We start from the raw sequence: 24,972 nt of genomic DNA on the forward strand, positions 1-24,972 counted from the left end.
CGAGTATACTCAGTTAAAATTTAACTGAGGTTTCCTACCTATAATGAATCAGCCTACGCCTAAAAACCAAGTGGCTATTTTTGCGGACGTGCAGAATATCTACTACACCACTCGCGACGCTTATCGTCGAAACTTTGACTACAACGCGTTTTGGGCATTGGCGATGGAATATGGGGATATCGTTTCTGCACATGCCTACGCAATTGCCAGCCAAGATCCTAAGCAACGACAATTTCATCATATCCTTAGAGGGATTGGCTTTCAGGTAAAATTAAAGCCTTATATTCAGCGTGCCGATGGCAGTGCAAAAGGAGATTGGGATGTTGGGATCACCATAGATATTATGGAAAAAGCCCGCGACGTCGATACCATCATTTTACTCTCTGGCGATGGTGATTTTGAATTGTTAGTAAAGCACGTTGCGCAGTGTTACAACTGTAAGGTGATTGTATTGGGCGTACCACAACTGACCGCCAATGGCTTGATTGAGGTAGCAAGTGAATTTATTCCAATTAAAGATGGGCTTTTGAGGTAGGGTTATTTGCGCTAGAGCTATTTGAAACAGCTGTTGTGTAATAGAACTCTTTATAATACAGCGCAAAATAACCAGAGCGCCCGCCAAGGAATACACGGACGAATACCGCTAAATACACTTACGCATGTTTAGCGTAAGTCAGGCGCTCTGCTAGGTAATCTTTAATCTTCTTTTTGTTCTGACTGCGCGGCAGTTTCAGTAGTGCTTTGGTCTGCTTGCACTTCTGTAGCTTGCGCTGCTTCTTGTTCCATCTTCGCCCGTTCACTTTTTGAAATGTACTTTGGCTTGTTTGAAGTGTGCAGTTTAGAGTTCTGCTTCTTTATTTTCTTCTTTAGGATCTGGTTGATCTTCTTCTTACGGTTCATTTTTTAACCTTAATTCGCATGACGGCGCTAAGACTAACATAAACGGTTAATGCGCGCTGTAAATTGGTGAAAGAAGGTGAAATTTGTCTTTGGGCTTAGGGAGTGAGCCGTTAAAACCTTTGTACCTCGGTCACGGTTTACGAAAAACAAAATACACGGCAGCTGCAATTACTTTCGCATTTTGGCAATGAACGTATACTCTTAAAATACATAACAAAATTCATTAGAAGCAGGCTATATGACGAAAACGTATGCAGAAATTTCAGGCTGGGGAAAATGCTTACCACCAACAGTATTGAGTAATGATGATCTGGGTACATTTTTAGATACCTCAGATGAATGGATAAAGCCTAGAACAGGAATATCGGCGCGCAGAATTAGTCATGTACAAACCTCAGACTTGGCCACAGTTGCGGCGCAAAGAGCGATGGATTGTGCTGGTATTGAGCCAAGTGATTTGGATCTTATTATTGTCGCGACTTGCTCTCCTGACACGCTCATTCCCAATATTGCATCTAAAGTACAAAATAATTTATCGGCATTTAAAGCCGCCGCCTTTGATTTAAACGCGGCTTGTACCGGCTTTGTGTACGGCTTAGAGACTGCAACGCGCATGATTCAAGCGGGTAGTTATCAGCATGTATTGGTGATTGGCGCAGAGAGACTGAGCTTTTTCATTGATTGGACACAGCGCGACACCGCGGTGTTATTTGGTGATGGCGCAGGTGCGGTGGTGCTGTCAAAAACTGAGCAAGAAGTCGGATTACTGCAAAGCAAACTAGGTTGTGATTCTGAAGGGCGTGACATCTTAGCGGTGCCAAGCTTTGGCACATCTATGCAAAGATTCGCCGCCGATAATGGCTATTTCACCTTTAACTTTGTGGGGCGTGAGATCTTTAAACGCGCGGTCAAAGGCATGGGCAGTGCCGCACATCACGTATTAAACGAAGCGCAGTTATCGACCTCTGCTATTGACGTGGTGATTCCGCATCAAGCCAATGTGCGCATTATCCAAACTTTGTGCGATATGGCAGGGATTGAGCAAGAAAAAGCGTTTATCAACATCCAAAATTACGGAAACACGTCAGCGGCGACTGTGCCGATTGCTCTGTGTGAAGCTGCCGAGCAAGGCGTGATAAAGCCGGGCTGTGAAATATTAACTGCCGCCTTTGGCGCTGGATTGACTTGGGGAGCAGGGCGTATTCGTTGGGGTCAGCGAGTCACGCCAATAAAACAGAGCGATGCAACGCTGCCTGAGTGTGAACAAACGGCGTTACAGCTGCTAGAGCAAGCCATTTTGCATTGTAAGAACAATCCCAATAGAGGTTAATCGGCTCTCGCTGTATTCACCTTATTCCCTATCTCTGTTTATCTTGCGATAGCATTCAGCAACGCCTGTTGAATGCTATCGCTAGTGTTTTAAGCCATAGAGCAGGACAGGCCACTTCCTTCCCAGCCCCTTATTTCATTGCTTCCTTCGCTAATTTTAGTCAGTCCCAAAATGCTCATCATTGCGCGATCAATGTTATGCAATGAGTTGCGAGTGATTTGTGCAATATAAAAATGTGACCCACTTCTCAGGCTATTTGTTTGCTAACGTAACGCGCGTGCTAGAAGACTTTTCTACCACCAAGACCTAGCTTTGCTGGTTTAGATATTCTAACCGTTTTAGAGATAAACATTTTGCAAACAATATCGAAAACACCAACACCAGAGAAGAAGCTCATTCGCTCTCAGGTATTTAACGTAACAACGATTACGTTCTTTGGGCAGTTCGCCTCTTACTCCATCATGTCAATTTTCATTCTATTCCTAACCTTGCCAATGGCGCGTGATGGGCTAGGGATGACAGAGAAAGAAGCGTACGAATTCATGGGTGTAACCCAAGCTATCGGTTATATGATGCCAATTATTGGCGGTTATGTTATCGATAAATATCTCGGTATTCGCCGTGGTATTACTTGGGGTGTATGTTTAGTCGCACTGGCTTATTTGATTATTTATATCGGCAGCTCCAACGTACACACGCTAGGCACACGTGCCTTTATTATGGCGTATGCGCTGCTTCCTGCTATCAACTCATTGGTAGCATCGCCGACTTCTGCACTTGTGAGTCGCATTTATAAAGGCGATGATGCAGGCAGTAAATCAGGCATGACCTTTTACTATATGGCAATTAACGTAGGCTCACTTATTGGTATTGGTCTGGCGCCAATGCTAATGGACAGTCCTTACGGCGTCATGTCTGTGTTAGCGTTAGTGGTTTTAGGTAAATCAGCCGCCGCAATTAACTTCATTGTTAAACGCAACATCTACACCAATGTAATTGATGATCTGGATAAGCAACCAATGACGATTGGGCGTTTAATTCCAGTGGTATCTTACATCGTTGTAGGTTACGCGATTGCGTATTACTCATACCTTAATCCGCACGTAAGTACCTATTTGATTGGTATTGGTTGTACTGCTGGTATTTTGGCGTTTTGTATTCGTACTATGTTGCTAAAAGGTGTGGACCGCACTAAACAATTAATTGCCGCATTTTTGATCTTGGTCGCGATTGTATTCTTCGTATTATACAACCAAATGGCCACCACAATGATCATGTTTACTAAGAACAATACGGACTTTTCCTTGTTCGGTATTATTCTGTCTCCAGCTCAGTTCCAGTTGATTAACCCATTGGTTATCTTAGCTATTGGTTCGCAATTGCCTAAGTTCTACAACCGCTTTGTTCGCTTTAGTATTCCTTATCAATTCGCTGTAGGCGTGGTGCTTTCGGGTCTGTCTATGCTTGCGCTTTGGTATGGAGCATCAACCGGTTACGAAACAGGGATTGCTAGCGCAAACTATGTAGGTCTTTCATACCTAATCGTAACCATTGCTGAACTGTTTGTGAGTGCGGTAGGTCTGTCTATGATTGGTCTCTATTGTCACCCTAAAATGATTGCCTTTGCGATGGGCGCTTGGTACTTAGCTTCTTCTATGTCGAACCTGATCTCTGGTCAGTTAGGTAAGATCGTTGCGATTCCACAAGGTGGCGAAGACAAAATTGCAAGTATCCACGCTTACGGTGATTACTTCTACTCTATGGGTTGGAGCGCTGTGATTGTAGGTGGCGCTCTGTGTGCAGTGATGTACATGTTGCACCGCTCACTGGCTAAAAAAGGCATTACTGTCGCTTAATGTGGATTTTCTCTTATTAAGGGAAACCTTAGTGGAATAGAAAAAATGGCAGCTTAGACCAAGGTCAGCTGCCATTTTTTATGTCGTCAATTTGCTACCTTCACTTGCGCCTTTTAGCTTTGTTTGAGCGCGGCAATAATAGGGTCATCTTTTGCTTTCATAACGCTAGGATTGACGCCGTAATGACGAGTGGTAAAGGTAAAATCTTGTCCTTTAGTATCGATATTATTTTTGGCAGAGTCTCCACAGTTAAAAGAGACAGTGATCGTGCCGTCTTGGTTGGTATCCCAAGTATTTGAGCTAATGTGACGTACGCCTTCCATTAGGTATTTGTCAGAATCATAGGCGGTAATCGAGGTGAAAAATTTATTTTGTGGATCGTTAAAGGTTGCGCTGTAACAGACGTTGGCTTTTAACTTAGCGCTGTTGGCGTATTTGTTCCCCACAAAAGCCTCTGGGCTTGCGCCGCCCCAGCCAGCTGCGTTTTCTAGGTTCCACTGATGCAAGTCAGTGACTTGTTCACTGGTGCGAGGGAAGGTATAGGTGAATTTATCCATAGAGTTGACCTCTTTGGTGTAGTTTTGCACCCAAGTTTCCACTTCGTCATAGTTATACGGCTGAACTTGGTAATCTGTGGCAAAGTTAAAATCAGCGACATTGACCTTGTCTAATTGTTCAACCGCGTGCTGGATACCTTTTTCCGTGCCTGAGCGATAAATCAACATCGCATACTCTGACTCAACAGTAAGTTCATACACACCATCTTCAACCACATAGTGCTGCCCATGACCACGCTCGGTCACCACTTGCACGGCTAAATAGTTGTCTGTCTCTGGTATCGAAAAGCTCACCTTGCCATTTTCGGCTTTAACGATAGCCACGCCATATAAGGTATCGTCGTTCATCTGCACTGTTGGCGCCGCTTTGCCGCGTGGAGGCAGGTTCTGCATGATCACAAATTGAGAGTTCGCTCTTTTGCTTGTCCAGTTACGATAATTACGTGCGGTCTCAGCGTGCGAGAAGTTGTCCGCGGTGATGGTGAGTGTTTGTGCTTTTGAACTGTGCGTATTTTCAGCTGCCATCACGTTTGGTGCTAGCGATACTGCAGTAAGCACGGCGGTAGCGAGTACTACATGAGAAGAAAGTGCACGAGAAATAAATTTATTTGGGCGAGCGTTAAGCATGGTTGTAACCTCTAAAGTGAAAACAGAAAAGATGCGTTTTTAAGTCAATAAAACAATCGGTGAGTCACAAGCTCCGTTTGTCACTGTGTTGCTTTAAAGAGACTTTAAGAGGGTTTAGAAGGAATTTGAAATGACGTTAATCAATAGCAGATATTCGATATGTGGATATGGGCTTGAAATCAATGACCTAGGAGTGAACTCCTAGGTCATAAAACAATTAGGCGGTGGCGATTTTGTAGGTGCGATAGCCACCGAGCAAGTTTTTCGCTTTATAGCCATTATTGACTAGCTGGCGATAGGCAACGTTGCCACGCAGGCCAACTTGACAATAAATGATGATCTCTTTGTCTTTTGGCAATTCATGCATGCGTTGACGCAGTTGATCAACAGGAATATTGATATCCCCTGCAATATGATTGCCGTTTTTGCGCTCAGCTGGGTTTCGCACATCAAGCAGTAACTGCTCATCAGTTAAGTGTGCAATTTCATTAAAGTGAATAGGGGTTGCGTCGCCCTCTATGATGTTGTTTGCCACAAAAGCAGCTTGGTTAATGACGTCTTTAGCACTGCCAAAAGGTGGCGCATAGGTGAGCTCTAAATGTTGCAGTTGCTGTACGCTCATGCCTGCGCGTTGAGCGACCGCCATTACATCAATACGTTTATCCACGCCGTCTTTGCCCACCGCTTGCGCGCCGAAAATTTTGCCTGATTGTGGGTCAAACAACATTTTAAAGGAGACGGTTTCCGCCCCCGGATAGTAGCTAGCATGACTTGCTGTATGCACATACACTTTTTCATAAGCTGTGCCGCTTTGCTGCAATTGTTTTTCGTTCATGCCGGTTGAGGCAACGGCTAAGTCAAACACCTTACATATGGCGGTGCCTTGCGTGCCTTGATAGCTTTGCTCTCTACCTAGCATATTATCTGCGGCCATGCGCCCTTGACGATTAGCCGGACCTGCAAGGGGTACAAGGGTGGGGTTACCTGTGACAAAATCTTGCTCTTCAACTGCGTCTCCCACAGCGTATATAGAAGGGTCGCTGGTCTGCATTTGTGCATTGGTGTAGATACCGCCAGTAGCGCCGATGCGAAGCCCTGCTTGTTTAGCGAGCTGAGTTTCGGGGCGGACGCCAATCGCCATGATCAAAATATCGGTATCAAGGGACTCACCATTGCTGAGCTGAAGTTTTAGTGATTCGCTGTTTTGATGATGAAGGTGCTCGACCGATTGCAAGGCCACGCCAAGTTTAAGATCGATACCTTTATTGCGGATCTCTTCATGGACAAAGCCTGCCATTTCGCGATCTACTGGCGTCATTACTTGCTCGGCCATTTCAATTAAACTGGTTTTGATGCCAAGTTGCTGGAATGCTTCCATCACTTCAAGGCCGATGAATCCGCCGCCGACCACAGTGGCGTGCTTGGGTTTATTACTGCGTAGCGTATTTAAAATACGATCCATATCGGGAATATTACGCAAGGAGTGGGTGAGAGGGTTATCAAGCCCTGCAATAGGCGGAATTATTGGCGCAGCACCGGGACTAAGCAGTAGGAAATCGTAGCGTTCGGTATATTCACTGCTATCGATGAGATTTTTAACCGTGACGCTTTTTGCTTGGCGATCAATGGCAATCACTTCGTTCATCACGCGCACATCAACATTAAAGCGAGCTAAAAAACTGTCCGGTGTTTGCAGTAACAGTTTACTTCGATCCTTGATGTCACCACCAATATGGTAGGGTAGACCACAGTTGGCAAAGGAAACAAATTCGCCCCGTTCAAACATGATGATTTCTGCGTCTTCACTTAAACGACGTGCACGAGCCGCCGCTGATGCACCACCTGCTACGCCACCGACGATGAGAATTTTAGTCATTGCTATCACTCCAAACTTAGGGTTGATTAATGTTGTGTAGTTATAATATAAGTTAATTCTAATATTAGTCCAGCTAAATTCGCAATTACTTATTTAGGGTTGACTAATATAAGGAATTAACTAGACTAATCCAATGTTGCTATCCAACCCTAAGCTGAGTTTATCGTATGAATATAGAAGATAAATTAACCTCAGAGGCCACCTCAATGAAAGTGCTCAAAAGCAAAGCGGACAATGTCGCGTCTGTGCTAAAAGTGCTTTCACATAGTGAGCGTTTGATGGTGCTGTGTCAGTTGATGGAAGGGGAAAAACAGGTCGCTGACTTGCAAAATGGCTCTTTGCTACATCAATCTGCACTCTCTCAACACCTTAAAGTGTTACGAGATAATGAGCTTGTACAAATAAGAAAAGAATCGCAAAAAGTGTTCTACTCACTAAAGAATAAACAGGTAGAGCAACTCATTACATCCTTATATCAAATCTACTGTCGTTAGGGAGAAAATTGTGGAATTTACTGTGCCTTGGGCTTCATTGTTTGGCGGTATGCTGTTAGGTGTATCCGCTTCGATATTGCTGTTATTTAACGGGAAAATAGCAGGAATTAGCGGCATTGTGTCTGGTTTGTTAAAAAACAAAACTGGTGATAAAGGTTGGCGCTGGCTATTTGTATTGGGCATGATTGCGGGTGGATTACTAGGGACAACGGCGTTTGGCGCCATGATCCCAATCAGCTATGACAGTCAGTTGTGGGTGCTATTGCTCGGCGGTTTGCTGGTGGGGTTAGGCACTAAAATTGGCAATGGCTGCACATCAGGCCACGGCATTTGTGGCATTGGTCGTTTATCTAAACGTTCGCTAGTGGCGACCTGTGTCTTTATGCTGGCAGCGGGTGTTACCGTGTTTGTTCGTTTGCATTTGTTGGGGTAGATCATGTTTAAAATAGTGTCTTTAATCGCTGGCGTGTTGTTTGGTTTAGGTATGGCGGTATCCGGTATGGTCGATCCGGTTAAAGTGATTGGATTTTTAGATGTAGCGGGCAATTGGGACCCAAGTTTAGCCTTTGTTATGGGCGGTGCGCTTAGCGTATTTTTGCCGGTCTATCTTCTAGTGATAAAGAAACGAGAAAAATCAGTGCTTGGTTTGAGCTTTTCGTTAGCCACTAACAACGCCATTGATAAACGCTTGCTCACTGGTGCGAGTATTTTTGGCGTTGGTTGGGGATTAGTGGGGATTTGCCCTGGACCGGTTATTTCATCATTAGGCAGTGGCAATATTCAGGCAGTGTTGTTTGTGGTTGCAATGCTAACAGGGTTTGCCTTTGGTGACAGGGTCACTAAATTAAAGTGAATAATGCTAGACGCACATCAATGGCGAGACTGAGTAGTGAGCCTTGAAAATGTGAAATAAAACGTTTATTAGACAACAGCTTATGATCCTTGAGTCACACATCAAACACTACTTATGCTAAATTACCGCCTAGAAATATGATATGCGGAAAGTAGACATATCCTGATGTGTAGAGGGTTTTATGAAGTGGGATCAACACCAAAGGTTTAGGCTAATAGAGTTAATTGCCTATTGGGAAGGTCGCTTAACGACCAAGCATTTGTGTGAAAGTTTTGGTATTGGTCGTCAGCAAGCCTCAAGGGATATCAATTTTTATATCCAACATATCTCTAAAACCAATCTTATTTATGACAGCAGTCTGAAAGGCTATGTGCCCAGCGAGTGTTTTTCTGCCAAGTTTATTACTGGTCATGCTCAAGAGTTTTTGAATCTGTTGGCAAGTCAGGAAGCCAATGCCAATATCTTCGCGCCGATGGAGTTTACGGGCGGAGCGGCATGTTCGTTGCCTATCCCTGTGCGCGAAGTCAATGCTGAACATGTACGGAAAATTTTGCTAGCCGCAAAAGGGGAGCTAAGGCTAGAGATCGCCTATCGCTCTATGAGCCAACCCGTTGCCGAAAAACGTGTCATCACGCCTCATTCTATTGTGTGTACGCCATTGCGCTGGCACGTTCGTGCCTATTGTGAAAAAAATCAACAGTACCGAGATTTCATTTTAAGTCGATTTGAAGGGACATTGACGCTTCTTGATGGATCACCATATAACAAACAACAGGACACTCAGTGGCAACGCAGTGTCGATATTGTATTTGCGCCCGATCCGCGTCTTTCAGATAAGCAAAAAGCGATCATTCAATATGAATATGACATGCAACAGGGCACATTTACTGTGCCATGTCGTGTGGCGCTGCTTCGCTATACCTTGTATGCGCTGAATGTATACCTAGATTATGAGGACACGCTTGTCGGTCGCCAGCAATTGATTGTGGTGAATCGCGATGAGATCCTTCGGCATATGGGTTAGCGTATTTTTATCTTCTTTCACATCACTTGTATAAACGCCCTGTAAACAAAATAGGGCGCACTTGCTAGCCTCTATTTAATCCGGCAAAGAAAATTAATCCAGCAAAGAAAACGACACAGGACAGTGATCGCTAAGCTGGTAGTTCAGCACATCTTGCTTAGCATACACATTCTGCTTCGGCAGCGAATAGCTTAAATCCGAACTGACGATGATGTGATCAATCAAGCTTCTAAATCTATGGGTTTGATTTGGGTTACGGTTTGAGCGTATTTCACATTTAGCTTGGCTGGTTTTACTGGCAAGTTGCGCTTTGTGGGTGTGTTGGGTGAGGGTTTTCCACAACCAGTCGCCTTTATAAGCAAGGTTATGATTGAAATCCCCCAAAATAATATAAGGCTGCCCGTGACTTTCTCGTTGTACTATCCATTGGTTTAATTTTTGTGCTTGCTTTTGCACTATGTCGCAAGAGCGATTGCGGTTCTTCTTGCCCTGACAACCTGCTTTGAGATGCACTGAGAGCAGGTGAATGCTTGTAGGTGCTTTCGCGGATGAAATTGCTGATCTGATTTCGATATAGGTAGCAAATCGCAGTTTACCGCCTCGCTCCACATTTAAATCTAGGTCGGGGTGTTCAACTACATTGAGATCTTTTTTAAAGGCAACTCCAGTGTACTGATTGATATCACTAAATTGCTTGGCGGAGTGTTTGGCAAGCGCACGCTCAGAAAGCAGCACAGTATATTGCGAATCCACTACGCGCTGAATGGCCTCAATACTGTCGACTTCTTGAAAAGCGAGCAGATCGGGCTCGATGTTTTGCAGGTAACGAGAGAGGGTGGAAAAGTCACTTTTGTCACGCTGACTCTCCGCAAACTGTGGATAACTTTGCGTAGAAAGCCAAGCTAAATTCCAAGTGGTTAATTTTAAACCGGCCGCATAAGCACCTGCGGGCACACAGAATAGAAGCAATATATGGCAAGTAAATGCAAGCGCTTTTTTTCTAATTATTTTTTTCAAAAGTTGTTGTTCCCGTTCATCGCCCATCTCAAAAGCACTTTAAAAATTGCAACCCAAACTAAAAAAAAAATACGTTTTTTTTTGTTCTGTGAGTGGAGTAATTTACACGTAAAAGATCGTTCCTAAAATAGTAGACTCGACCTTTATCTTGATCTAGATCAATAAAAATAAGTGGCGCATCTCGTTAAATACGCCCACAATATGTAGTGTCGAATATTCAATTAAATACCCTATATAGTGTATCTGTGTATATACTGTGGGTAAGGAGAAATTGTGAAACCAGTTGTTTTAAAAAGAGACGGTTCTCTTGCCCCTTTCGCCAAAGATCGCATCGTCGCGGCTATCAAAAGTGCAGGATCAGATGTTGATCAAAGCTTGTCTGATTATGCTGAAGACGTAGCAGAACAGGTTGAGGGACAACTGGCGGGTAGCCAAGAAGTGGATATCCAGCAAATCCAAACGTTAGTCGAAAATGAACTGATGCAGGGTCCATATAAAGGACTGGCTCGTTCTTATATCGAGTATCGCCATGATCGCGATAAAGCGAGAGAGAAGAAAAGTGTTCTCAACCAAGAGATCCAAGGCCTTATTGAACAATCAAATGCCGATCTGTTGAATGAGAATGCCAATAAAGATGGCAAAGTGATTCCAACTCAGCGCGATCTGCTTGCGGGCATCGTGGCTAAACACTACGCCAAAACACACATTCTTCCTCGTGATATCGTACAAGCTCATGAGCAAGGCGATATCCATTATCACGATCTCGATTACGCACCGTTTTTCCCAATGTTTAACTGTATGCTTATCGATCTTAAAGGCATGTTAACACATGGATTTAAGATGGGTAACGCTGAGATTGATACACCAAAATCAATTTCTACAGCAACAGCGGTAACCGCGCAAATCATCGCGCAAGTGGCTAGCCACATCTACGGCGGCACGACCATCAACCGTATCGATGAAGTGCTTGAACCGTACGTGATGAGCAGTTACGAAAAACATTTAGAAGTGGCGCAAGAGTGGGATATCCATGATCCAAAAGCATTTGCACGCTCTCGCACGGAAAAAGAATGTTACGACGCATTCCAATCTTTAGAATACGAAGTAAACACACTGCATACCGCAAATGGTCAAACTCCATTTGTGACCTTTGGCTTTGGTTTAGGCTCTTCTTGGGCGTCTAAATTGATCCAAACTTCGATTTTGAAAAACCGCATTGCAGGTCTAGGTAAAAACAGTAAGACCGCTGTTTTCCCTAAATTGGTCTTTGGCATCAAAGATGGCTTAAACCATAAAGCAACCGATCCAAACTACGACATTAAGCAATTGGCACTTGAGTGTGCGACCAAGCGTATGTACCCAGATATCCTTAACTACGACAAAGTGGTTGAAGTGACAGGTTCATTTAAAACGCCAATGGGTTGCCGTAGCTTCTTAAACGTTTATGAAGAAAATGGCGAGATGATCCACGACGGTCGTAACAACCTTGGTGTGGTAAGCCTTAACCTGCCACGTATCGCGCTACAAGCGCAGGGCAGTGAAGAGCGTTTCTACGAGCTATTGGACGAAAAACTAAGCACCGCACGTCGTGCATTAGAGACTCGTATTACTCGTTTAGAAAACGTCAAAGCGCGCGTTGCTCCTATCCTATACATGGAAGGCGCGTGTGGCGTTCGTTTGAAAGCGGACGATTCCGTTTCTGAAATCTTTAAAAATGGCCGAGCTTCTATTTCTCTTGGTTATATTGGCGTTCACGAAACAATTAATGCCCTATACGGCACTGAGCAACATGTGTTTGACGCCGCAGAGCTACGTGAAAAAGCCGTGGCTGTTATCGCTTACCTAAAACGTAATGTCGATGCATGGACAGAAGAAACAGGCTATGGCTTTAGCTTGTACGGCACACCAAGTGAAAACTTGTGTAGCCGATTCTGCCAAATTGATACTAAAGAGTTTGGCGTAATCAAAGGCGTAACAGACAAGGGTTACTACACCAACAGCTTCCACCTAGACGTGGAGAAAAAGGTTAACCCGTACGACAAAATTGACTTTGAAATGCCATATCCAATGATCTCAACCGGTGGCTTCATCTGTTACGGTGAGTTCCCGAATATGCAGCGCAACGTCGAAGCATTAGAGAACGTCTGGGATTACGCTTATACCCGCGTTCCATACTACGGGACTAACACACCAATTGATGAGTGTTATGAATGTGGCTTTAACGGTGAGTTTGAGTGTACGAGTAAAGGCTTTACTTGCCCTAACTGTGGCAACCACGATTCAGCCAAAGTATCGGTAACTCGACGCGTATGTGGCTATCTAGGTAGCCCAGATGCACGTCCGTTTAACTTTGGTAAACAAGAAGAAGTGAAACGTCGCGTAAAACACTTATAAGTAAGTGACTATAGCAATACCATTTAAACAATTAGCACGAGCAACACACTGATGAACTACCACAATTATTACCCAGTTGACGTGGTCAACGGGCTAGGAACACGCTGCACCTTGTTTGTTTCTGGATGTATCCATCAATGTCGTGGCTGCTACAATCAATCGACTTGGTCGCCAAGCTCAGGGCATTTATTTACCCAAGAGATGGAAGACCAAGTGATTGCTGATCTCAACGATACCCGCATCAAGCGCAAAGGGTTGTCACTCTCTGGTGGCGATCCGCTTTATCCGGGTAATCTTGAAGCAATCTTTAAGCTGGTAAAGCGAGTAAAAGAAGAGTGTCCCGGAAAGGATATCTGGATGTGGACGGGTTACGTTCTCGCAGAGCTTAGTGAAGAGCAACAACAAGTCGTTAACTACGTAGATACTTTGATTGACGGCAAGTTTGAAAAAGACTTAGCCGACGCTCGTTTAGAATGGCGAGGCAGCTCAAACCAAGTCATTCACCGCTTTACATTAGATTAAGCGCCTGCAGGTTACTTAGCGTCTCGTTATGAGATGTTGAGTGATGTCTGTTATCAAAACGACCTATTAAGGGACAGATTTTATAATCTGTCCCTTATTTCATTTGGCTATGCGTTATATACTTGTTATTAATAAACAGTTAGTTAGCGCTATGAAGTATCTGATAATTGGATTTTAAATAAGCAGAGCGTGAAGACCAACTTTACTTCAAACATGTACACAGAAGCTCACTAATAAAGAGTCTATACATATTGTCATGGCGCCCAAAAGGACAGGTGAATACGAAATCATTGAGTTATAACCATATGGCGTCAACAATTGGTGTCGTGATAGCGTAGTGAGTTCCACTTTCATCTGGCGTTTAGCTTCGAGGGATTATGAAAGAACATCATTTAAAATTAAATGTATTGGAAAATAGCCAAGCATTTTTAATAGAAGCTGTAAGTAAGGCAATTGTCGCTGAAAATGATGCAAGGAACTGGCAGTTTGCAATACTTAACCTTGTGCAGTCGTTAGAGTTGAGTCTGAAGTCAATTTTGGCAAAAAAGCACCCTCTTTTCTTATACGAGAATATTGATAATCCTAAGCATACCGTTAGTGTTACGAAAGCTATTGAGCGTTTAGAAAACCCTATGATTGGAGGTGTTAAGTTTTCTGAAAAAGAAAAAAAAGGAATGTCGTCGGCGATTAAACTTAGAAATGATATTACACACCATGAATTTGATTTTTCAGTAGAATATGCAAAAGCTCAATTCCTTCGAGTTTTCGGCTTAATTGTCCATATGTTTCGTCATCACTTTGATATTCAGATTACGGATTACATTGATAGCAATTTCATTGAGAGCTTATTAGAAATAGAGAAGAGCCGTGTTGTGCTTATTGAACATGCAAATACTAGAATGCAGGAGGAAGGCGTTGATTCTTCATTAGTATGGGAATGTTCAAATTGTCTCTGTGATAGTTTTGTCGCGGATAAATCAAAGGAGACTTGTTATGTGTGCGGATACCAAACAAGTGTTGAAGAGTGTGGGAAGTGTGAGGATTATTTTTATTCTCATGACTTGAGATCCATTGAACATCTATTTGAAACTGATTTCTGTGAAGGTCAAACAATAGTTCATAATTCATTTGGTTATGAGCCTATATCTATATGCAGTGATTGCTATGTTGCGGTTCAACGTGATATTGATGAGCAGTGGCAGCAGCGCATTGAAGAAGATGAGTATTATCACTGGTCAGTCGAATAAAAATAAATTTTCTTAGTCATTGCTAGAGACTGTCCCAAGATGAGTATTAACGTTGTTGTCATATTCCCCTAAATTGCCTCGAATTTAACTGGCTTGAATGGTACGGCTAACACTCTCCAATCACCTCAATCCCAATAAATTACCCCAGCAAGCCAGTTTAACCCCGATTAACAGTTTCGATTTCTCTGCGCAAATGATAACGTGACACTATCCAAATGAATTTCAAAGGGTTGTGACTTTCATGTTCTCCAACTTAACTGCACCTAAACAGGATCCTATCCTGTCTCTTTCTCAAGCTTACCGTTTAGACCAACGTGATAATAAAGTTGATCTTGGTATTGGCGTCTATAAAAACAGTGACGGTGTCACTCCGGTTATGCAATCGGTACTTACCGCGCAAGCGCGAGTGCTTGAACAGCAAACGACCAAGGCATACGTAGGTATGGCAGGGGACGAGGAGTTTAATGCTGCGGCATTAAGCCTTGTATTACCTGATGCTGCGGTGGCTTCTCGTGCTAGCTCAATTCAAACTCCGGGCGCAAGTGGTGGTCTACGCATGTTGGCTGAATTGATAGCCTTTAGTAACCCAGGCGCCACGGTTTGGCTGAGTAATCCAAGCTATGTAAACCATCAACCTGTGATGGAAGCAGCGGGTCTAAAAGTTAAGCATTATCGCTATTTTGATGTGGCGACTAAACAAGTTGATACATCAGCACTGCTGGAAGATTTGGCAAAAGTGAAAGCAAAAGATGTGGTTCTTTTGCATGGCTGTTGTCATAACCCAACGGGCGCCGATTTAACGCCAGAGGCGTGGAAGAGCGTGACTGAATTAGCGCAAAGAAACGGCTTCTTGCCATTTATCGACATTGCTTATCAAGGTTTTGGTGATGGGTTAGCGCAAGATGCGTTTGGCGTGCAGCATATGGCGAGCAATTTACCTGAGCTACTTGTGACCAGTTCTTGTTCTAAAAACTTCGGTTTGTACCGAGAAAGAACCGGTAGTGCGATTATTGTGGCGGATCAAGCAACGCATGCCACAAATGCGCGCGGCAAATTATTACAGATGGCAAGAACAACTTATACTATGCCTCCTGCTCATGGTGCGTCTATAGTTAAAACTGTGTTGTTAGACAATGAGTTAAAAGCGGCATGGCAACAAGAGTTAGAGCAAATGCGCCTACGCTTAGTCAACTTACGCGCTAACTTGTGTTCAGAGCTTGTAGAGCGCACAGGCTCGCACGATTTTGACTTTATTCAGCAGCACAAAGGCATGTTTAGCGTGTTAGGTTTCGCGCCTTCGCAAATGCTTCGATTGCGTGAAGAGTTTGGTGTGTACGGTGTTGATGATGGACGTATTAACATTGCCGGACTAAGAGAAAAAGATTTAGCGTATGTTGCATCATCAATTGCGGCGGTGCGTTAATGTGCGACTGAGCAACTAAAAATATAACAAACTAAAATTGTACAGGTGGATAGGATGAAACATTGGAAAATTTTAAGTATCGCGTTAGCAGCAGGCTCTATGGCTGCATGTTCAACAACAGCGCCACCTGCTCAGGAAGAGCAACAAGAGGTGAAGTTTGAGCAGCCGGTTATGGAACAAGAGCCTGAAGAAGCGATTGAAGAAGTCGTAGAAAAAGAAGAGCCAAAAGCTGAAATGGTAGAGAAGGAGGTGAAGCCTGCTCCTTTACCAACTAAAACAGCCGACGGTAAGTTGATTCTTGGTGAAAGAGAATGGATTTACTTTCCTGAATTTAAAGCGACCGTTAAGGCGCGCATAGATTCAGGTGCGACGACTTCTTCATTGTCTGCTGTCGAGATAAAACAGTTTGAACGTGACGGTGACCAATGGGTTAAGTTTAAGCCGTCACACAATGGCAAAATAGGCAAAGAAATTAGCTTGCCTGTGGTACGTTTTGCCAAAATAAAACAATCGAGCACCGAGGATACGGATAAACGTCCTGTGGTTGCTGTATGGATACAAATCTCAGATCTGAAAGAAAAAACAGAGTTTACTTTAGTGGATCGTTCTCATCTTGATTTCCCTGTATTACTTGGCCGTAGTTTTGTTCGAGACGTTGCCATTGTCGATGTAAGTCGACGATATGTGCAGCCTAAAGCGAGCAAATAACTCATGATTTGGTGCCCTAAAATGGGCACCTTTACGATAAGCACATTATGTCCCGTTTCCTCACTCTTCTGTTACTGACCCTTTCTTGCAATGCATTTGCCAACTCTTCGCAAACGGTTTATGTCTATGCCGCATCGTCTATGACGCAAGTGGTGCAAAATCTGGCGCAAATTGCCGCTAAGCACAATATTGAAGTAAAAGGTGTATTTGGCTCGTCCTCATCATTGGCTAGACAAATTGCCAATGGCGCACCTGCGGATATTTTTATTTCGGCGAATACGCAGTGGATGAGTTATCTAGAGCAGCAGCAAGATAAAGGCGTTCAACCTGCGCATGTGATAGCGGGAAACGAGCTGGTGGTAATCAGTGGTGATGATTTACCGCTTATCCCGACACTTTCCGACACTATGGTTTGGCAGACGCTAATAGGTAAAGGTAGGATAGCCATTGGCGAAACCAATACGGTGCCAGTGGGGATCTATGCCAAACAAGCATTAGTGTCGCTTGGCGTGTGGTCGTCATTATCGAAAAAGACCGCACCGATGAAAAATACTCGCGCGGTATTGGCAATGGTTGAGCGCAAGCAAGTACCTGTTGGCATTGTGTATGCCACCGATGCTAAACAATCGAAGATGGTGAAGGTTCTGGCTCACATACCTGCGAAATATTACGCACCTATTCAATACCCAATGCTATTGCTGACTGACAAACCAAACGCAAGTCAGGTGTATACGATGATGCAAGAGCCACCAATGCAAGATGTATTGAGTGAGCTAGGCTTTAGTCCTGCGCCGAATACAGAGGCGCAGACGAATTAGTTTAAAGCTCCGCAGATAAACGCCTTACAAGCATTGAATTAGAGGACCCTCATGCTTACCGAGATCGAATCCATTGCTCTTATTCTTAGTTTGAAAGTGGCACTTGTGGCCAGCATTTCAATCTTGCCTGTGGGTATAGCGTTAGCATGGTTATTAGCCAAGAAAGACTTTTACGGTAAAAGCCTGCTTGATGGATTAATTCACCTGCCGTTAGTGTTGCCTCCTGTGGTTATCGGTTACGTACTGCTTATTATGTTTGGTAAGCAAGGCGCAGTGGGTCAATGGCTAGATACCTATCTGGGTATAGATTTCTCATTTAGCTGGAAGGGCGCAGCCCTTGCCTCGGCGGTAGTGGCGTTGCCTCTTATGGTGCGCTCTATACGGCTGAGCATTTTGTCTGTAGACAGCAAATTAGAACAAGCGGCGATGACGCTTGGCGCAACCCCGATCACTGTGTTTCGACGCATTACCTTGCCACTGATTATGCCAGGGGTGATATCGGGTTTGGTACTGGCGTTTGCTCGCAGTCTTGGCGAGTTTGGCGCGACCATTACCTTTGTTTCAAATATCCCCGGTGAAACGCAAACCATTCCTTTGGCGATGTTCAGCTTTTTGGAAACTCCCGGCGCCGAATTTCAGGCCATGCGCTTGTGCATCATAGCCATTATCATCGCTTTACTGTCACTATTTTTCAGTGAATGGCTATCGCGTCGCTCTCAACAGAAATTGGGGTTAATTGAATGACTTTACAATTTTCATTTACCCATCAATTCGATAGCCAGCATTTTGATATTCAAGGTGAATTGCCAGCCAAGGGCGTAACGGCTGTATTTGGGCGTTCTGGAAGCGGTAAATCAACCTTGTTGAATGTACTGTCAGGCTTGTTAACACCGCAATCAGGGCACGTGAAATTAAACCAGTTAACTATGCTCGATACGCAAAATAACACCCATATTCCGGTGTGGAAGCGTAAAGTGGCGGTGGTTTTTCAAGACGCGCGTTTGTTTCCTCATCTTTCTATCAAAGATAATTTGTTATTTGGCGCGGCCAAGCATAATGCTGATGTTCGTCTTGCAGAGCTCACGGCATTATTAGGGATCGATCATCTATTGCAGGCTAAGCCGAATACATTAAGCGGCGGTGAAAAGCAACGCGTGGCGATAGCACGCGCCTTGCTAAGCGATCCACAGTTATTGTTAATGGATGAGCCGCTTGCTAGTTTAGATATTCCGCGTAAAAGAGAGGTTATTCAATACCTTAATCAGCTTTCGGCAAAGATAGAAATCCCCATTGTGTATGTGACGCATAGCCTAGAAGAGGTGATGCATTTAGCCGATCACTTGTTGGTGCTTGAGTCAGGCAAAGTGGTGGATTTTGGTAATGTGGAAACGGTATGGAACAGTGGCACTCTTGCCTTGTGGCAAGAAGGAGAAAGACACAGCACTTTGCTTAATGCCAAGGTTGCAGAGCGACATGAAAGCTATGCGATGCGCAAAATGAAAGTGGCCGATCATTGGTTGTGGGTACCAGATCAAGGATTGGAAGACAAAGTGGGCCAGTGTATGCGTATTCGTATCAATGCGCAGGATGTATCAGTGACATTGTCACAAAATAGTGACAGTTCGATTAGAAATAGGCTACCGGTGTCAATTGTGGATATCAGCGCCATCAATGCCCATTCAAACTTGATTACATTAAGGCTCGATGAACAGTTGCTACTAAAATCAACCTTGACTCAGTGGGCTACTGAAGAGTTGAATTTGACGCTAGGAAGTCAAGTCTACGCACAAATTAAAGGGGTCAGTTTTACCCAGCAAAATTTGGCGTCATATTAGTAGTTCACTTAGGTGTAAGGGTTAGGATCTAAGAGTAAACGAGATAAGCAGAAAGGGGCAGCAAAAGCCCTAGCAGTTAGCAAACTCACTAGGGCTAGATAAGTGTTTTAATCTTTTTTAAACACGTTATTAAAGTCACGTTTCAAGATAGGGTCTCGACGCGCTTTTTTCATTTGTTTAACCATATCTTTAATGCAGTTAAATAGCACTTGGTCTAGCAACTGCGCTTTATAGTTATTGGTCTCTTCTTCGGTCATGTTTTCCGGAATGTTCAGGCTAGGAAATTCTTCCAATAGCCCCACACCTGCAAAAGATTGGCTTACCGAAGTGAGCGCATGAAATTGTTCAAAGTTATCGACAACATTTTGCGCACTGGCTGGAAGCTCATTCCACGCTTTACGCACTTCTTCTTCACCGGCCTCATGTATGGAAACAACCATTTGGAACATTTGCTCAGGCACTTCATCGAACTCGATAACCTGGCGTAATTCCGCTGAAACTTCACTTAGATCGATGGTTTGATCTTCAATTATTTCTGACATAAGTACATACCTAGTTGTAATGGTATTTTCATCGTAAAAAGTTACTGAGAAATGTCAAACTATTCGGCTCTATTGGGTGATGAATCTATAATAAATAAAGAAGCCGACAATTTTGCTGGTGGAATTGACAACTTTTTGTTTAAAAAAACATCTTATGCTGTCATTTTGTATGCTCACTCTTTCATTTTGCAAGATCAAATATTAATCAGTTAGAATTTAAAACAACTTAAAACCTTAAAATAGTTAGTGAAAGCAATGATTAAACTAGCTATTGTTTACTGCAATGGATTGTTATGTATTTTTACGGGGTAAGTTTGAATCGTTGTTTACTATGCCTGACGGCGCTGCTATTGACAGCATCGGCAAACGCAGATGAAGTATTACGCGAAATACTGGAGCAAAATTTTGCTACTGCGGTTCTGCTCAGTGATAGTGAAGCCATCTCTTTTGGTTTTCAAGATTTCGATCCTAACAGTTTTCTTTCAGACAACAACGACAATATAGGCAGTGAAGAATCGCTAGAACTGCGTAAACAAATCACGGTTTATACCATCCCATACACGCTCGATCTGCCCTCGGTATCTTTGTCCAACGGTTCGAGTATCACTCAAGATGTCACCTTTATTGGCTCGTATTTAGAAACCAAACGCAACATTTCTTATGGTGATGATCCGCTAGAGCCAGAAGACACAAGTCGAGAACAAAACTACACCTTTGCCACCAAATATGGCGCGGGTTACGCCTTTACCGATCACTTAACGTTAAACACCGGTATTGGCACCAACTTGATGTATTACCGCAACGATTACACATATCGCAACTCATTCAGCAGTAACTTTAGAGAGCAGTTAGATGGGCGTGCGTTTAATACCGATGCATGGGCGTTTACCATCAAGCCTAATATCGAACTGCATTACACCAAACCTCAGGATTGGGGGCATTGGGAAACGTTTACCGAGCTGAAATTCTTCTACGGCGTGGGTTGGGGTGAAGCAAACGACGGAGATGTGGGTAATCCTGGCGGCTGGTATTGGATCAATGGCATTAAAGGCTTTTACGATATCGGTCATTTAGGCGGATATGGACAGACGGTATTTACCAGTTTGCGCCGCATTGATGTGGGTGGCGATCTTGAAGATCCTATGGGCACCACCAATTATTATGAATGGAGTGCGGGCTGGATAATGACGGTGCCATTCTTGAAAGACTACATTGATAACATTGGCTTAGGGTTAAACATTAACTACGGAAGTAGCTTAAAGGGCGGCACTTTGGTCTTCCTGATTAACGAACATTAATCCTTTCGCTCGCGGGTTAGCGCCTGTTGTCTGCATGACACAAAGGCCATAGTTTGCACTGTGGCTTCACTTCATTATTTTTTCATTTTGTGTTTCTTCTCTTAAATTTACCCGTTCTGGGTTTTTAATCGCATAAGCTTGTGATGCATAACGACAAATTCTTACGAATAGTGCTCGCCTTTAAACTCTGTTTAACATAGATTTAGTAGCAGTAAGTCTAAGATTTTTGGAGAGTTTATGGGTTGGTTTAGTCGTCTTTTTGGTTCATCAGACACTCAGAAGCAAGAAATTGTCGAACCAGTAGAATATAAGACGTTTTTAATTTATGCAGAGCCAATTGCCGAAGGTGGTTTGTTTAGGATTGCGGGTCGCATTACTAGTGGCGAAGGTGATTCGGTAAAAACTCATCGCTTTATTCGTTCGGACGTTTTGGGCAACAAAGCGGATGCGAATGAACTCATGATTAAGAAAGCGCAGATGTTTATTGATCAAATGGGTGAGTCAATCTTCGATAAATAATCATTCCATCTAGTCTGATGAGTGCTTTATAAGACAATGATCTGTTGTTTTATAGTAAACAATGATGATAACTTTTTGTGATTGCTTGGTAACGTTTCTGCCAAACGACAGGGCAGTCGAGCCAAGATTTTTAATTTTGTATTTTTAATTTGTGCCAATAGTAGGGAATAGCTATGCAGATTGGTGTACCTAGAGAAAGTCTCACGGGTGAAACACGAGTAGCCGCCACACCTAAAACGGTGGAGCAGCTTATAAAATTGGGATTTGAAGTCTCAATAGAAGAGGAAGCGGGCGCGTTAGCCAGTTTTGATAATCAAGCGTTTGTAGCGTCTGGGGCAACCATTGTTGACCACAGTACGGTATGGAATGCTGATCTGATTTTGAAGGTCAATGCACCATCAGATGAAGAGATTGAACTGTTAAAAGATGGAGCAAGTTTAGTCAGTTTCATTTGGCCAGCGCAGAACCCAGAATTGATGGAAAAGCTTTCCAGCAAAAACATTAACGTAATGGCGATGGATTCAGTGCCACGTATCTCACGTGCGCAAGCGCTAGATGCATTGAGCTCAATGGCGAATATCGCAGGCTACCGCGCAGTGGTAGAAGCGGCGCATGAGTTTGGTCGTTTCTTTACCGGGCAAATTACCGCAGCTGGTAAAGTGCCACCGGCTAAAGTCTTGGTCGCAGGTGCAGGCGTTGCCGGTCTTGCGGCGATTGGCGCCGCTGGTAGTCTTGGCGCGATTGTACGCTCGTTTGACGTTCGTCCTGAAGTAAAAGAACAAGTGGAATCAATGGGCGCAGAGTTCTTGGAAGTGGACTTCCAAGAAGATACTGGCGCCGGTGACGGTTACGCTAAAGAAATGTCAGATGAGTTCAACAAAAAAGCTGAAGAGCTGTATGCTGCTCAAGCGAAAGACGTTGATATCATAGTCACAACCGCACTTATCCCAGGTCGCCCAGCGCCTAAGCTTATCACCAAAGAGATGGTTGATAGCATGAAAGCGGGTAGCGTGATTGTCGATCTTGCCGCGGCAAACGGCGGTAACTGTGCTTACACCGAAGCCGATAAAGTGGTGACTACGGCCAATGGCGTAAAAGTCATTGGTTATACCGACATGGTAGGTCGCCTGCCAACTCAGTCTTCACAGCTTTACGGCACCAACCTTGTCAATCTTCTAAAACTGCTTTGTAAAGAGAAAGACGGCACCATCAACATCGATTTTGAAGATGTTGTACTGCGCGGCGTTACTGTAGTTAAAGAGGGCGAAGTCACTTGGCCTGCGCCACCAATTCAAGTTTCAGCTCAGCCACAAGCTGCTCCTAAAGCTGCGCCAGCTAAAGCGGAACCTAAAGTTGAAGAGCCTACGTCTCCTGTGAAAAAACTGATTGGATTGGCGGTAGGTGTTGGCGCATTTTCTTGGGTTGCATCTGTGGCTCCAGCGGCGTTTTTAGCGCACTTCACTGTATTTGTGTTGGCATGTATTGTCGGCTACTACGTAGTTTGGAACGTAACACACGCATTGCACACGCCACTTATGTCGGTAACGAATGCCATCTCAGGCATTATCATCGTCGGCGCGTTGCTCCAAGTTGGGCAAGGGGATGGTGTTGTCACCTTCCTTGCATTTATCGCTGTATTAATTGCTAGTATCAATATCTTCGGTGGCTTTACGGTCACTAAGCGTATGCTAGAAATGTTCCGTAAAGACTAAGGAGTAACGAATGTCTGCAGGATTAGTTCAAGCCGCATATATTATTGCTGCTGTCTTTTTTATCATGAGCCTGGCGGGGCTTTCTAAACAGGAAAGTGCGCGTGCAGGTAATTACTATGGTATTGCAGGTATGGCGATTGCCTTACTTGCGACTATCTTTGGTCCACACTCTAGCGGCATCGCATGGATTCTGTTAGCCATGGTGATCGGTGGTGGTATTGGTATTCACTTTGCTCGCAAAGTAGAAATGACCGAAATGCCAGAATTGGTGGCAATCCTACACAGTTTTGTGGGTATGGCTGCAGTGTTAGTGGGTTACAACAGCCTTATTGACGCGCCAATTTTAACCACTCACGCTGAGCATATGATTCACCTCGTTGAAGTGTATATCGGCGTATTCATTGGTGCAGTGACCTTTACCGGTTCCATCGTCGCCTTTGGTAAATTGCGCGGCGTAATTTCATCATCCCCTTTAAACCTACCGCATAAGCACAAGCTAAACTTGGCAGCCATTGTTGTCTCAGCATTGCTAATGAAATGGTACCTAGGTAGCGACGGCGGCTTATTGCCACTGTTCTTGATGACGCTAATTGCATTTGCTTTTGGCTATCACTTGGTGGCGTCAATTGGCGGCGCCGATATGCCAGTGGTTGTGTCCATGTTGAACTCATACTCTGGTTGGGCAGCAGCAGCAGCAGGTTTCATGCTCGCTAACGATCTATTGATTGTAACGGGTGCATTGGTAGGTTCTTCGGGTGCAATTCTGTCCTACATCATGTGTAAGGCAATGAACCGCTCATTTATCAGTGTCATCGCAGGTGGCTTTGGTCAAGAAGTTGCAGTCTCTACAGGTGATGAAGAGCAGGGCGAGCACAGAGAATCCAGCGCTGAAGAAGTGGCAGAAATGCTGAAAAACTCGAAGTCAGTAATCATCACTCCGGGATACGGCATGGCCGTTGCGCAAGCGCAATACCCAGTGCACGAAATCACTGAAAAGCTTCGCGCGCAAGGCATTGACGTTCGCTTTGGTATTCACCCTGTAGCGGGTCGTCTACCAGGACACATGAACGTACTGCTTGCTGAAGCAAAAGTGCCGTACGATATCGTTTTAGAAATGGACGAAATCAACGATGACTTCCCTGAAACGGATACCGTGCTTGTTATCGGCGCAAACGATACTGTAAACCCAGCCGCACTTGACGATCCAACAAGCCCAATTGCAGGCATGCCTGTACTTGAAGTATGGAACGCGCAAAACGTGGTGGTGTTCAAACGTTCAATGAACACTGGTTACGCGGGTGTACAAAACCCATTGTTCTTTAAAGAGAATTCTTCGATGCTATTTGGCGATGCGAAAGAGTCGTGCATGAAGATTATTGAGCATCTTTAATGAGCTAAATGAGAAAACATAAGCCGACAT

At 44.1% G+C, this 24,972-nt stretch carries 24 protein-coding genes; 19 read left to right on the top strand and 5 right to left on the bottom strand.

Going from position 1 to position 24,972, the window contains the following annotated elements; all coding sequences use genetic code 11:
* The first annotated feature begins 43 nt into the window (after positions 1-43).
* Positions 44-535 (top strand): LabA-like NYN domain-containing protein, encoded by a 492-nt coding sequence (locus tag OCU38_RS15425; RefSeq protein ID WP_261824395.1) that lies wholly within the window; start codon positions 44-46, stop codon positions 533-535.
* 161 nt (positions 536-696) lie between these two features.
* Here the strand turns inward: OCU38_RS15425 and OCU38_RS15430 are convergent, their stop codons facing one another.
* Complete coding sequence (locus OCU38_RS15430; protein WP_261824396.1) at positions 697-900, bottom strand: DUF2986 domain-containing protein; 204 nt, start codon at positions 898-900, stop codon at positions 697-699.
* Between the two features lie 238 nt (positions 901-1,138).
* Here OCU38_RS15430 and OCU38_RS15435 point away from each other — a divergent pair, with 238 nt between their 5' ends.
* Together OCU38_RS15435 and OCU38_RS15440 are read left to right on the top strand one after the other, a co-directional pair.
* Positions 1,139-2,230 (top strand): ketoacyl-ACP synthase III, encoded by a 1,092-nt coding sequence (locus OCU38_RS15435; RefSeq protein ID WP_261824397.1) that lies wholly within the window; start codon positions 1,139-1,141, stop codon positions 2,228-2,230.
* 353 nt (positions 2,231-2,583) lie between these two features.
* Positions 2,584-4,086, top strand: a complete 1,503-nt coding sequence (locus OCU38_RS15440) for a peptide MFS transporter (RefSeq protein WP_261824398.1) — start codon at positions 2,584-2,586, stop codon at positions 4,084-4,086.
* 113 nt (positions 4,087-4,199) lie between these two features.
* On the opposite strand, the gene OCU38_RS15445 is transcribed toward OCU38_RS15440, so the two are convergent.
* Both OCU38_RS15445 and OCU38_RS15450 read right to left on the bottom strand, forming a co-directional pair.
* Positions 4,200-5,270 (bottom strand): DUF1254 domain-containing protein, encoded by a 1,071-nt coding sequence (locus OCU38_RS15445; RefSeq protein ID WP_261824399.1) that lies wholly within the window; start codon positions 5,268-5,270, stop codon positions 4,200-4,202.
* 217 nt (positions 5,271-5,487) lie between these two features.
* Positions 5,488-7,146: an FAD-dependent oxidoreductase gene (locus OCU38_RS15450; protein ID WP_261824400.1), complete on the bottom strand. Its 1,659-nt coding sequence runs from the start codon at positions 7,144-7,146 to the stop codon at positions 5,488-5,490.
* A 167-nt stretch (positions 7,147-7,313) separates the two neighbouring features.
* Here OCU38_RS15450 and OCU38_RS15455 point away from each other — a divergent pair, with 167 nt between their 5' ends.
* The 4 genes from OCU38_RS15455 to OCU38_RS15470 all read left to right on the top strand — a co-directional run bounded on the left by OCU38_RS15455 (position 7,314) and on the right by OCU38_RS15470 (position 9,517).
* Positions 7,314-7,640 (top strand): ArsR/SmtB family transcription factor, encoded by a 327-nt coding sequence (locus OCU38_RS15455; protein WP_021713562.1) that lies wholly within the window; start codon positions 7,314-7,316, stop codon positions 7,638-7,640.
* 10 nt (positions 7,641-7,650) lie between these two features.
* The gene (locus tag OCU38_RS15460; protein ID WP_261824401.1) at positions 7,651-8,073 is read left to right on the top strand and encodes a YeeE/YedE family protein; all 423 of its coding nucleotides are present in this window, start codon (positions 7,651-7,653) and stop codon (positions 8,071-8,073) included.
* Between the two features lie 3 nt (positions 8,074-8,076).
* Positions 8,077-8,493, top strand: a complete 417-nt coding sequence (locus OCU38_RS15465) for a YeeE/YedE family protein (protein ID WP_261824402.1) — start codon at positions 8,077-8,079, stop codon at positions 8,491-8,493.
* A 181-nt stretch (positions 8,494-8,674) separates the two neighbouring features.
* Positions 8,675-9,517 carry a WYL domain-containing protein gene (locus OCU38_RS15470; protein WP_261824403.1) on the top strand — a complete coding sequence of 281 codons (843 nt, stop codon included), beginning with the start codon at positions 8,675-8,677 and terminating at the stop codon, positions 9,515-9,517.
* A gap of 93 nt (positions 9,518-9,610) precedes the next feature.
* Here OCU38_RS15470 and OCU38_RS15475 read toward each other — a convergent pair whose 3' ends face one another.
* Positions 9,611-10,534, bottom strand: coding sequence for an endonuclease/exonuclease/phosphatase family protein (locus OCU38_RS15475; protein ID WP_261824404.1), 924 nt, complete (start codon positions 10,532-10,534; stop codon positions 9,611-9,613).
* 273 nt (positions 10,535-10,807) lie between these two features.
* Between OCU38_RS15475 and nrdD the strand changes: the two genes are divergently transcribed.
* The 8 genes from nrdD to modC all read left to right on the top strand — a co-directional run bounded on the left by nrdD (position 10,808) and on the right by modC (position 19,481).
* On the top strand, positions 10,808-12,928 hold the full coding sequence (gene nrdD, locus OCU38_RS15480; protein WP_261824405.1) for an anaerobic ribonucleoside-triphosphate reductase: 2,121 nt from the start codon (positions 10,808-10,810) through the stop codon (positions 12,926-12,928).
* Between the two features lie 51 nt (positions 12,929-12,979).
* Positions 12,980-13,450 (top strand): anaerobic ribonucleoside-triphosphate reductase-activating protein, encoded by a 471-nt coding sequence (gene nrdG, locus OCU38_RS15485; protein WP_023403766.1) that lies wholly within the window; start codon positions 12,980-12,982, stop codon positions 13,448-13,450.
* 377 nt (positions 13,451-13,827) lie between these two features.
* Positions 13,828-14,697 carry a hypothetical protein gene (locus tag OCU38_RS15490; RefSeq protein ID WP_261824406.1) on the top strand — a complete coding sequence of 290 codons (870 nt, stop codon included), beginning with the start codon at positions 13,828-13,830 and terminating at the stop codon, positions 14,695-14,697.
* 241 nt (positions 14,698-14,938) lie between these two features.
* Positions 14,939-16,120, top strand: a complete 1,182-nt coding sequence (locus OCU38_RS15495) for an amino acid aminotransferase (RefSeq protein WP_021713571.1) — start codon at positions 14,939-14,941, stop codon at positions 16,118-16,120.
* Between the two features lie 54 nt (positions 16,121-16,174).
* Positions 16,175-16,828 carry an ATP-dependent zinc protease family protein gene (locus OCU38_RS15500; protein ID WP_261824407.1) on the top strand — a complete coding sequence of 218 codons (654 nt, stop codon included), beginning with the start codon at positions 16,175-16,177 and terminating at the stop codon, positions 16,826-16,828.
* A gap of 47 nt (positions 16,829-16,875) precedes the next feature.
* Positions 16,876-17,646 (top strand): molybdate ABC transporter substrate-binding protein, encoded by a 771-nt coding sequence (gene modA, locus OCU38_RS15505; RefSeq protein ID WP_261824408.1) that lies wholly within the window; start codon positions 16,876-16,878, stop codon positions 17,644-17,646.
* Positions 17,647-17,697: 51 nt separating this feature from the next.
* Positions 17,698-18,390 (top strand): molybdate ABC transporter permease subunit, encoded by a 693-nt coding sequence (gene modB, locus OCU38_RS15510; protein ID WP_261824409.1) that lies wholly within the window; start codon positions 17,698-17,700, stop codon positions 18,388-18,390.
* Positions 18,387-19,481 carry a molybdenum ABC transporter ATP-binding protein ModC gene (modC, locus tag OCU38_RS15515; RefSeq protein ID WP_261824410.1) on the top strand — a complete coding sequence of 365 codons (1,095 nt, stop codon included), beginning with the start codon at positions 18,387-18,389 and terminating at the stop codon, positions 19,479-19,481. Before modB ends, modC begins: the two co-directional genes overlap by 4 nt.
* A gap of 107 nt (positions 19,482-19,588) precedes the next feature.
* Here the strand turns inward: modC and OCU38_RS15520 are convergent, their stop codons facing one another.
* Positions 19,589-20,023 carry a DUF3069 domain-containing protein gene (locus OCU38_RS15520; RefSeq protein WP_261824411.1) on the bottom strand — a complete coding sequence of 145 codons (435 nt, stop codon included), beginning with the start codon at positions 20,021-20,023 and terminating at the stop codon, positions 19,589-19,591.
* A gap of 314 nt (positions 20,024-20,337) precedes the next feature.
* On the opposite strand from OCU38_RS15520, the gene OCU38_RS15525 reads away from it, so the two are divergent.
* From OCU38_RS15525 to pntB, 4 genes are all read left to right on the top strand, one after another.
* Positions 20,338-21,321, top strand: coding sequence for a Solitary outer membrane autotransporter beta-barrel domain (locus OCU38_RS15525; RefSeq protein ID WP_261824412.1), 984 nt, complete (start codon positions 20,338-20,340; stop codon positions 21,319-21,321).
* Positions 21,322-21,558: 237 nt separating this feature from the next.
* Positions 21,559-21,840 carry an HlyU family transcriptional regulator gene (locus OCU38_RS15530; protein WP_261824413.1) on the top strand — a complete coding sequence of 94 codons (282 nt, stop codon included), beginning with the start codon at positions 21,559-21,561 and terminating at the stop codon, positions 21,838-21,840.
* Between the two features lie 173 nt (positions 21,841-22,013).
* Positions 22,014-23,552 carry a Re/Si-specific NAD(P)(+) transhydrogenase subunit alpha gene (gene pntA, locus OCU38_RS15535; RefSeq protein WP_261824414.1) on the top strand — a complete coding sequence of 513 codons (1,539 nt, stop codon included), beginning with the start codon at positions 22,014-22,016 and terminating at the stop codon, positions 23,550-23,552.
* A gap of 10 nt (positions 23,553-23,562) precedes the next feature.
* Positions 23,563-24,942 carry a Re/Si-specific NAD(P)(+) transhydrogenase subunit beta gene (gene pntB, locus OCU38_RS15540; RefSeq protein WP_023403778.1) on the top strand — a complete coding sequence of 460 codons (1,380 nt, stop codon included), beginning with the start codon at positions 23,563-23,565 and terminating at the stop codon, positions 24,940-24,942.
* Positions 24,943-24,972: the final 30 nt, after the last annotated feature.

It is taken from the genome of Vibrio neonatus (assembly GCF_024346975.1).
Taxonomy (GTDB): Bacteria; Pseudomonadota; Gammaproteobacteria; order Enterobacterales; family Vibrionaceae; genus Vibrio; species Vibrio neonatus.

Excerpts from the sequence above, each read along its gene's own strand:
- modB (WP_261824409.1), top strand. The coding sequence starts at position 17,698 with ATGCTTACCGAGATCGAATCCATTGCTCTTATTCTTAGTTTGAAAGTG.
- OCU38_RS15430 (WP_261824396.1), bottom strand. The coding sequence starts at position 900 with ATGAACCGTAAGAAGAAGATCAACCAGATCCTAAAGAAGAAAATAAAG.
- OCU38_RS15490 (WP_261824406.1), top strand. The coding sequence starts at position 13,828 with ATGAAAGAACATCATTTAAAATTAAATGTATTGGAAAATAGCCAAGCA.
- pntA (WP_261824414.1), top strand. The coding sequence starts at position 22,014 with ATGCAGATTGGTGTACCTAGAGAAAGTCTCACGGGTGAAACACGAGTA.
- OCU38_RS15450 (WP_261824400.1), bottom strand. The coding sequence starts at position 7,146 with ATGACTAAAATTCTCATCGTCGGTGGCGTAGCAGGTGGTGCATCAGCG.
- modC (WP_261824410.1), top strand. The coding sequence starts at position 18,387 with ATGACTTTACAATTTTCATTTACCCATCAATTCGATAGCCAGCATTTT.
- nrdG (WP_023403766.1), top strand. The coding sequence starts at position 12,980 with ATGAACTACCACAATTATTACCCAGTTGACGTGGTCAACGGGCTAGGA.
- OCU38_RS15495 (WP_021713571.1), top strand. The coding sequence starts at position 14,939 with ATGTTCTCCAACTTAACTGCACCTAAACAGGATCCTATCCTGTCTCTT.
- OCU38_RS15465 (WP_261824402.1), top strand. The coding sequence starts at position 8,077 with ATGTTTAAAATAGTGTCTTTAATCGCTGGCGTGTTGTTTGGTTTAGGT.
- OCU38_RS15455 (WP_021713562.1), top strand. The coding sequence starts at position 7,314 with ATGAATATAGAAGATAAATTAACCTCAGAGGCCACCTCAATGAAAGTG.
- OCU38_RS15435 (WP_261824397.1), top strand. The coding sequence starts at position 1,139 with ATGACGAAAACGTATGCAGAAATTTCAGGCTGGGGAAAATGCTTACCA.
- OCU38_RS15530 (WP_261824413.1), top strand. The coding sequence starts at position 21,559 with ATGGGTTGGTTTAGTCGTCTTTTTGGTTCATCAGACACTCAGAAGCAA.
- modA (WP_261824408.1), top strand. The coding sequence starts at position 16,876 with ATGTCCCGTTTCCTCACTCTTCTGTTACTGACCCTTTCTTGCAATGCA.
- OCU38_RS15445 (WP_261824399.1), bottom strand. The coding sequence starts at position 5,270 with ATGCTTAACGCTCGCCCAAATAAATTTATTTCTCGTGCACTTTCTTCT.
- OCU38_RS15470 (WP_261824403.1), top strand. The coding sequence starts at position 8,675 with ATGAAGTGGGATCAACACCAAAGGTTTAGGCTAATAGAGTTAATTGCC.
- OCU38_RS15520 (WP_261824411.1), bottom strand. The coding sequence starts at position 20,023 with ATGTCAGAAATAATTGAAGATCAAACCATCGATCTAAGTGAAGTTTCA.
- OCU38_RS15500 (WP_261824407.1), top strand. The coding sequence starts at position 16,175 with ATGAAACATTGGAAAATTTTAAGTATCGCGTTAGCAGCAGGCTCTATG.
- pntB (WP_023403778.1), top strand. The coding sequence starts at position 23,563 with ATGTCTGCAGGATTAGTTCAAGCCGCATATATTATTGCTGCTGTCTTT.
- OCU38_RS15425 (WP_261824395.1), top strand. The coding sequence starts at position 44 with ATGAATCAGCCTACGCCTAAAAACCAAGTGGCTATTTTTGCGGACGTG.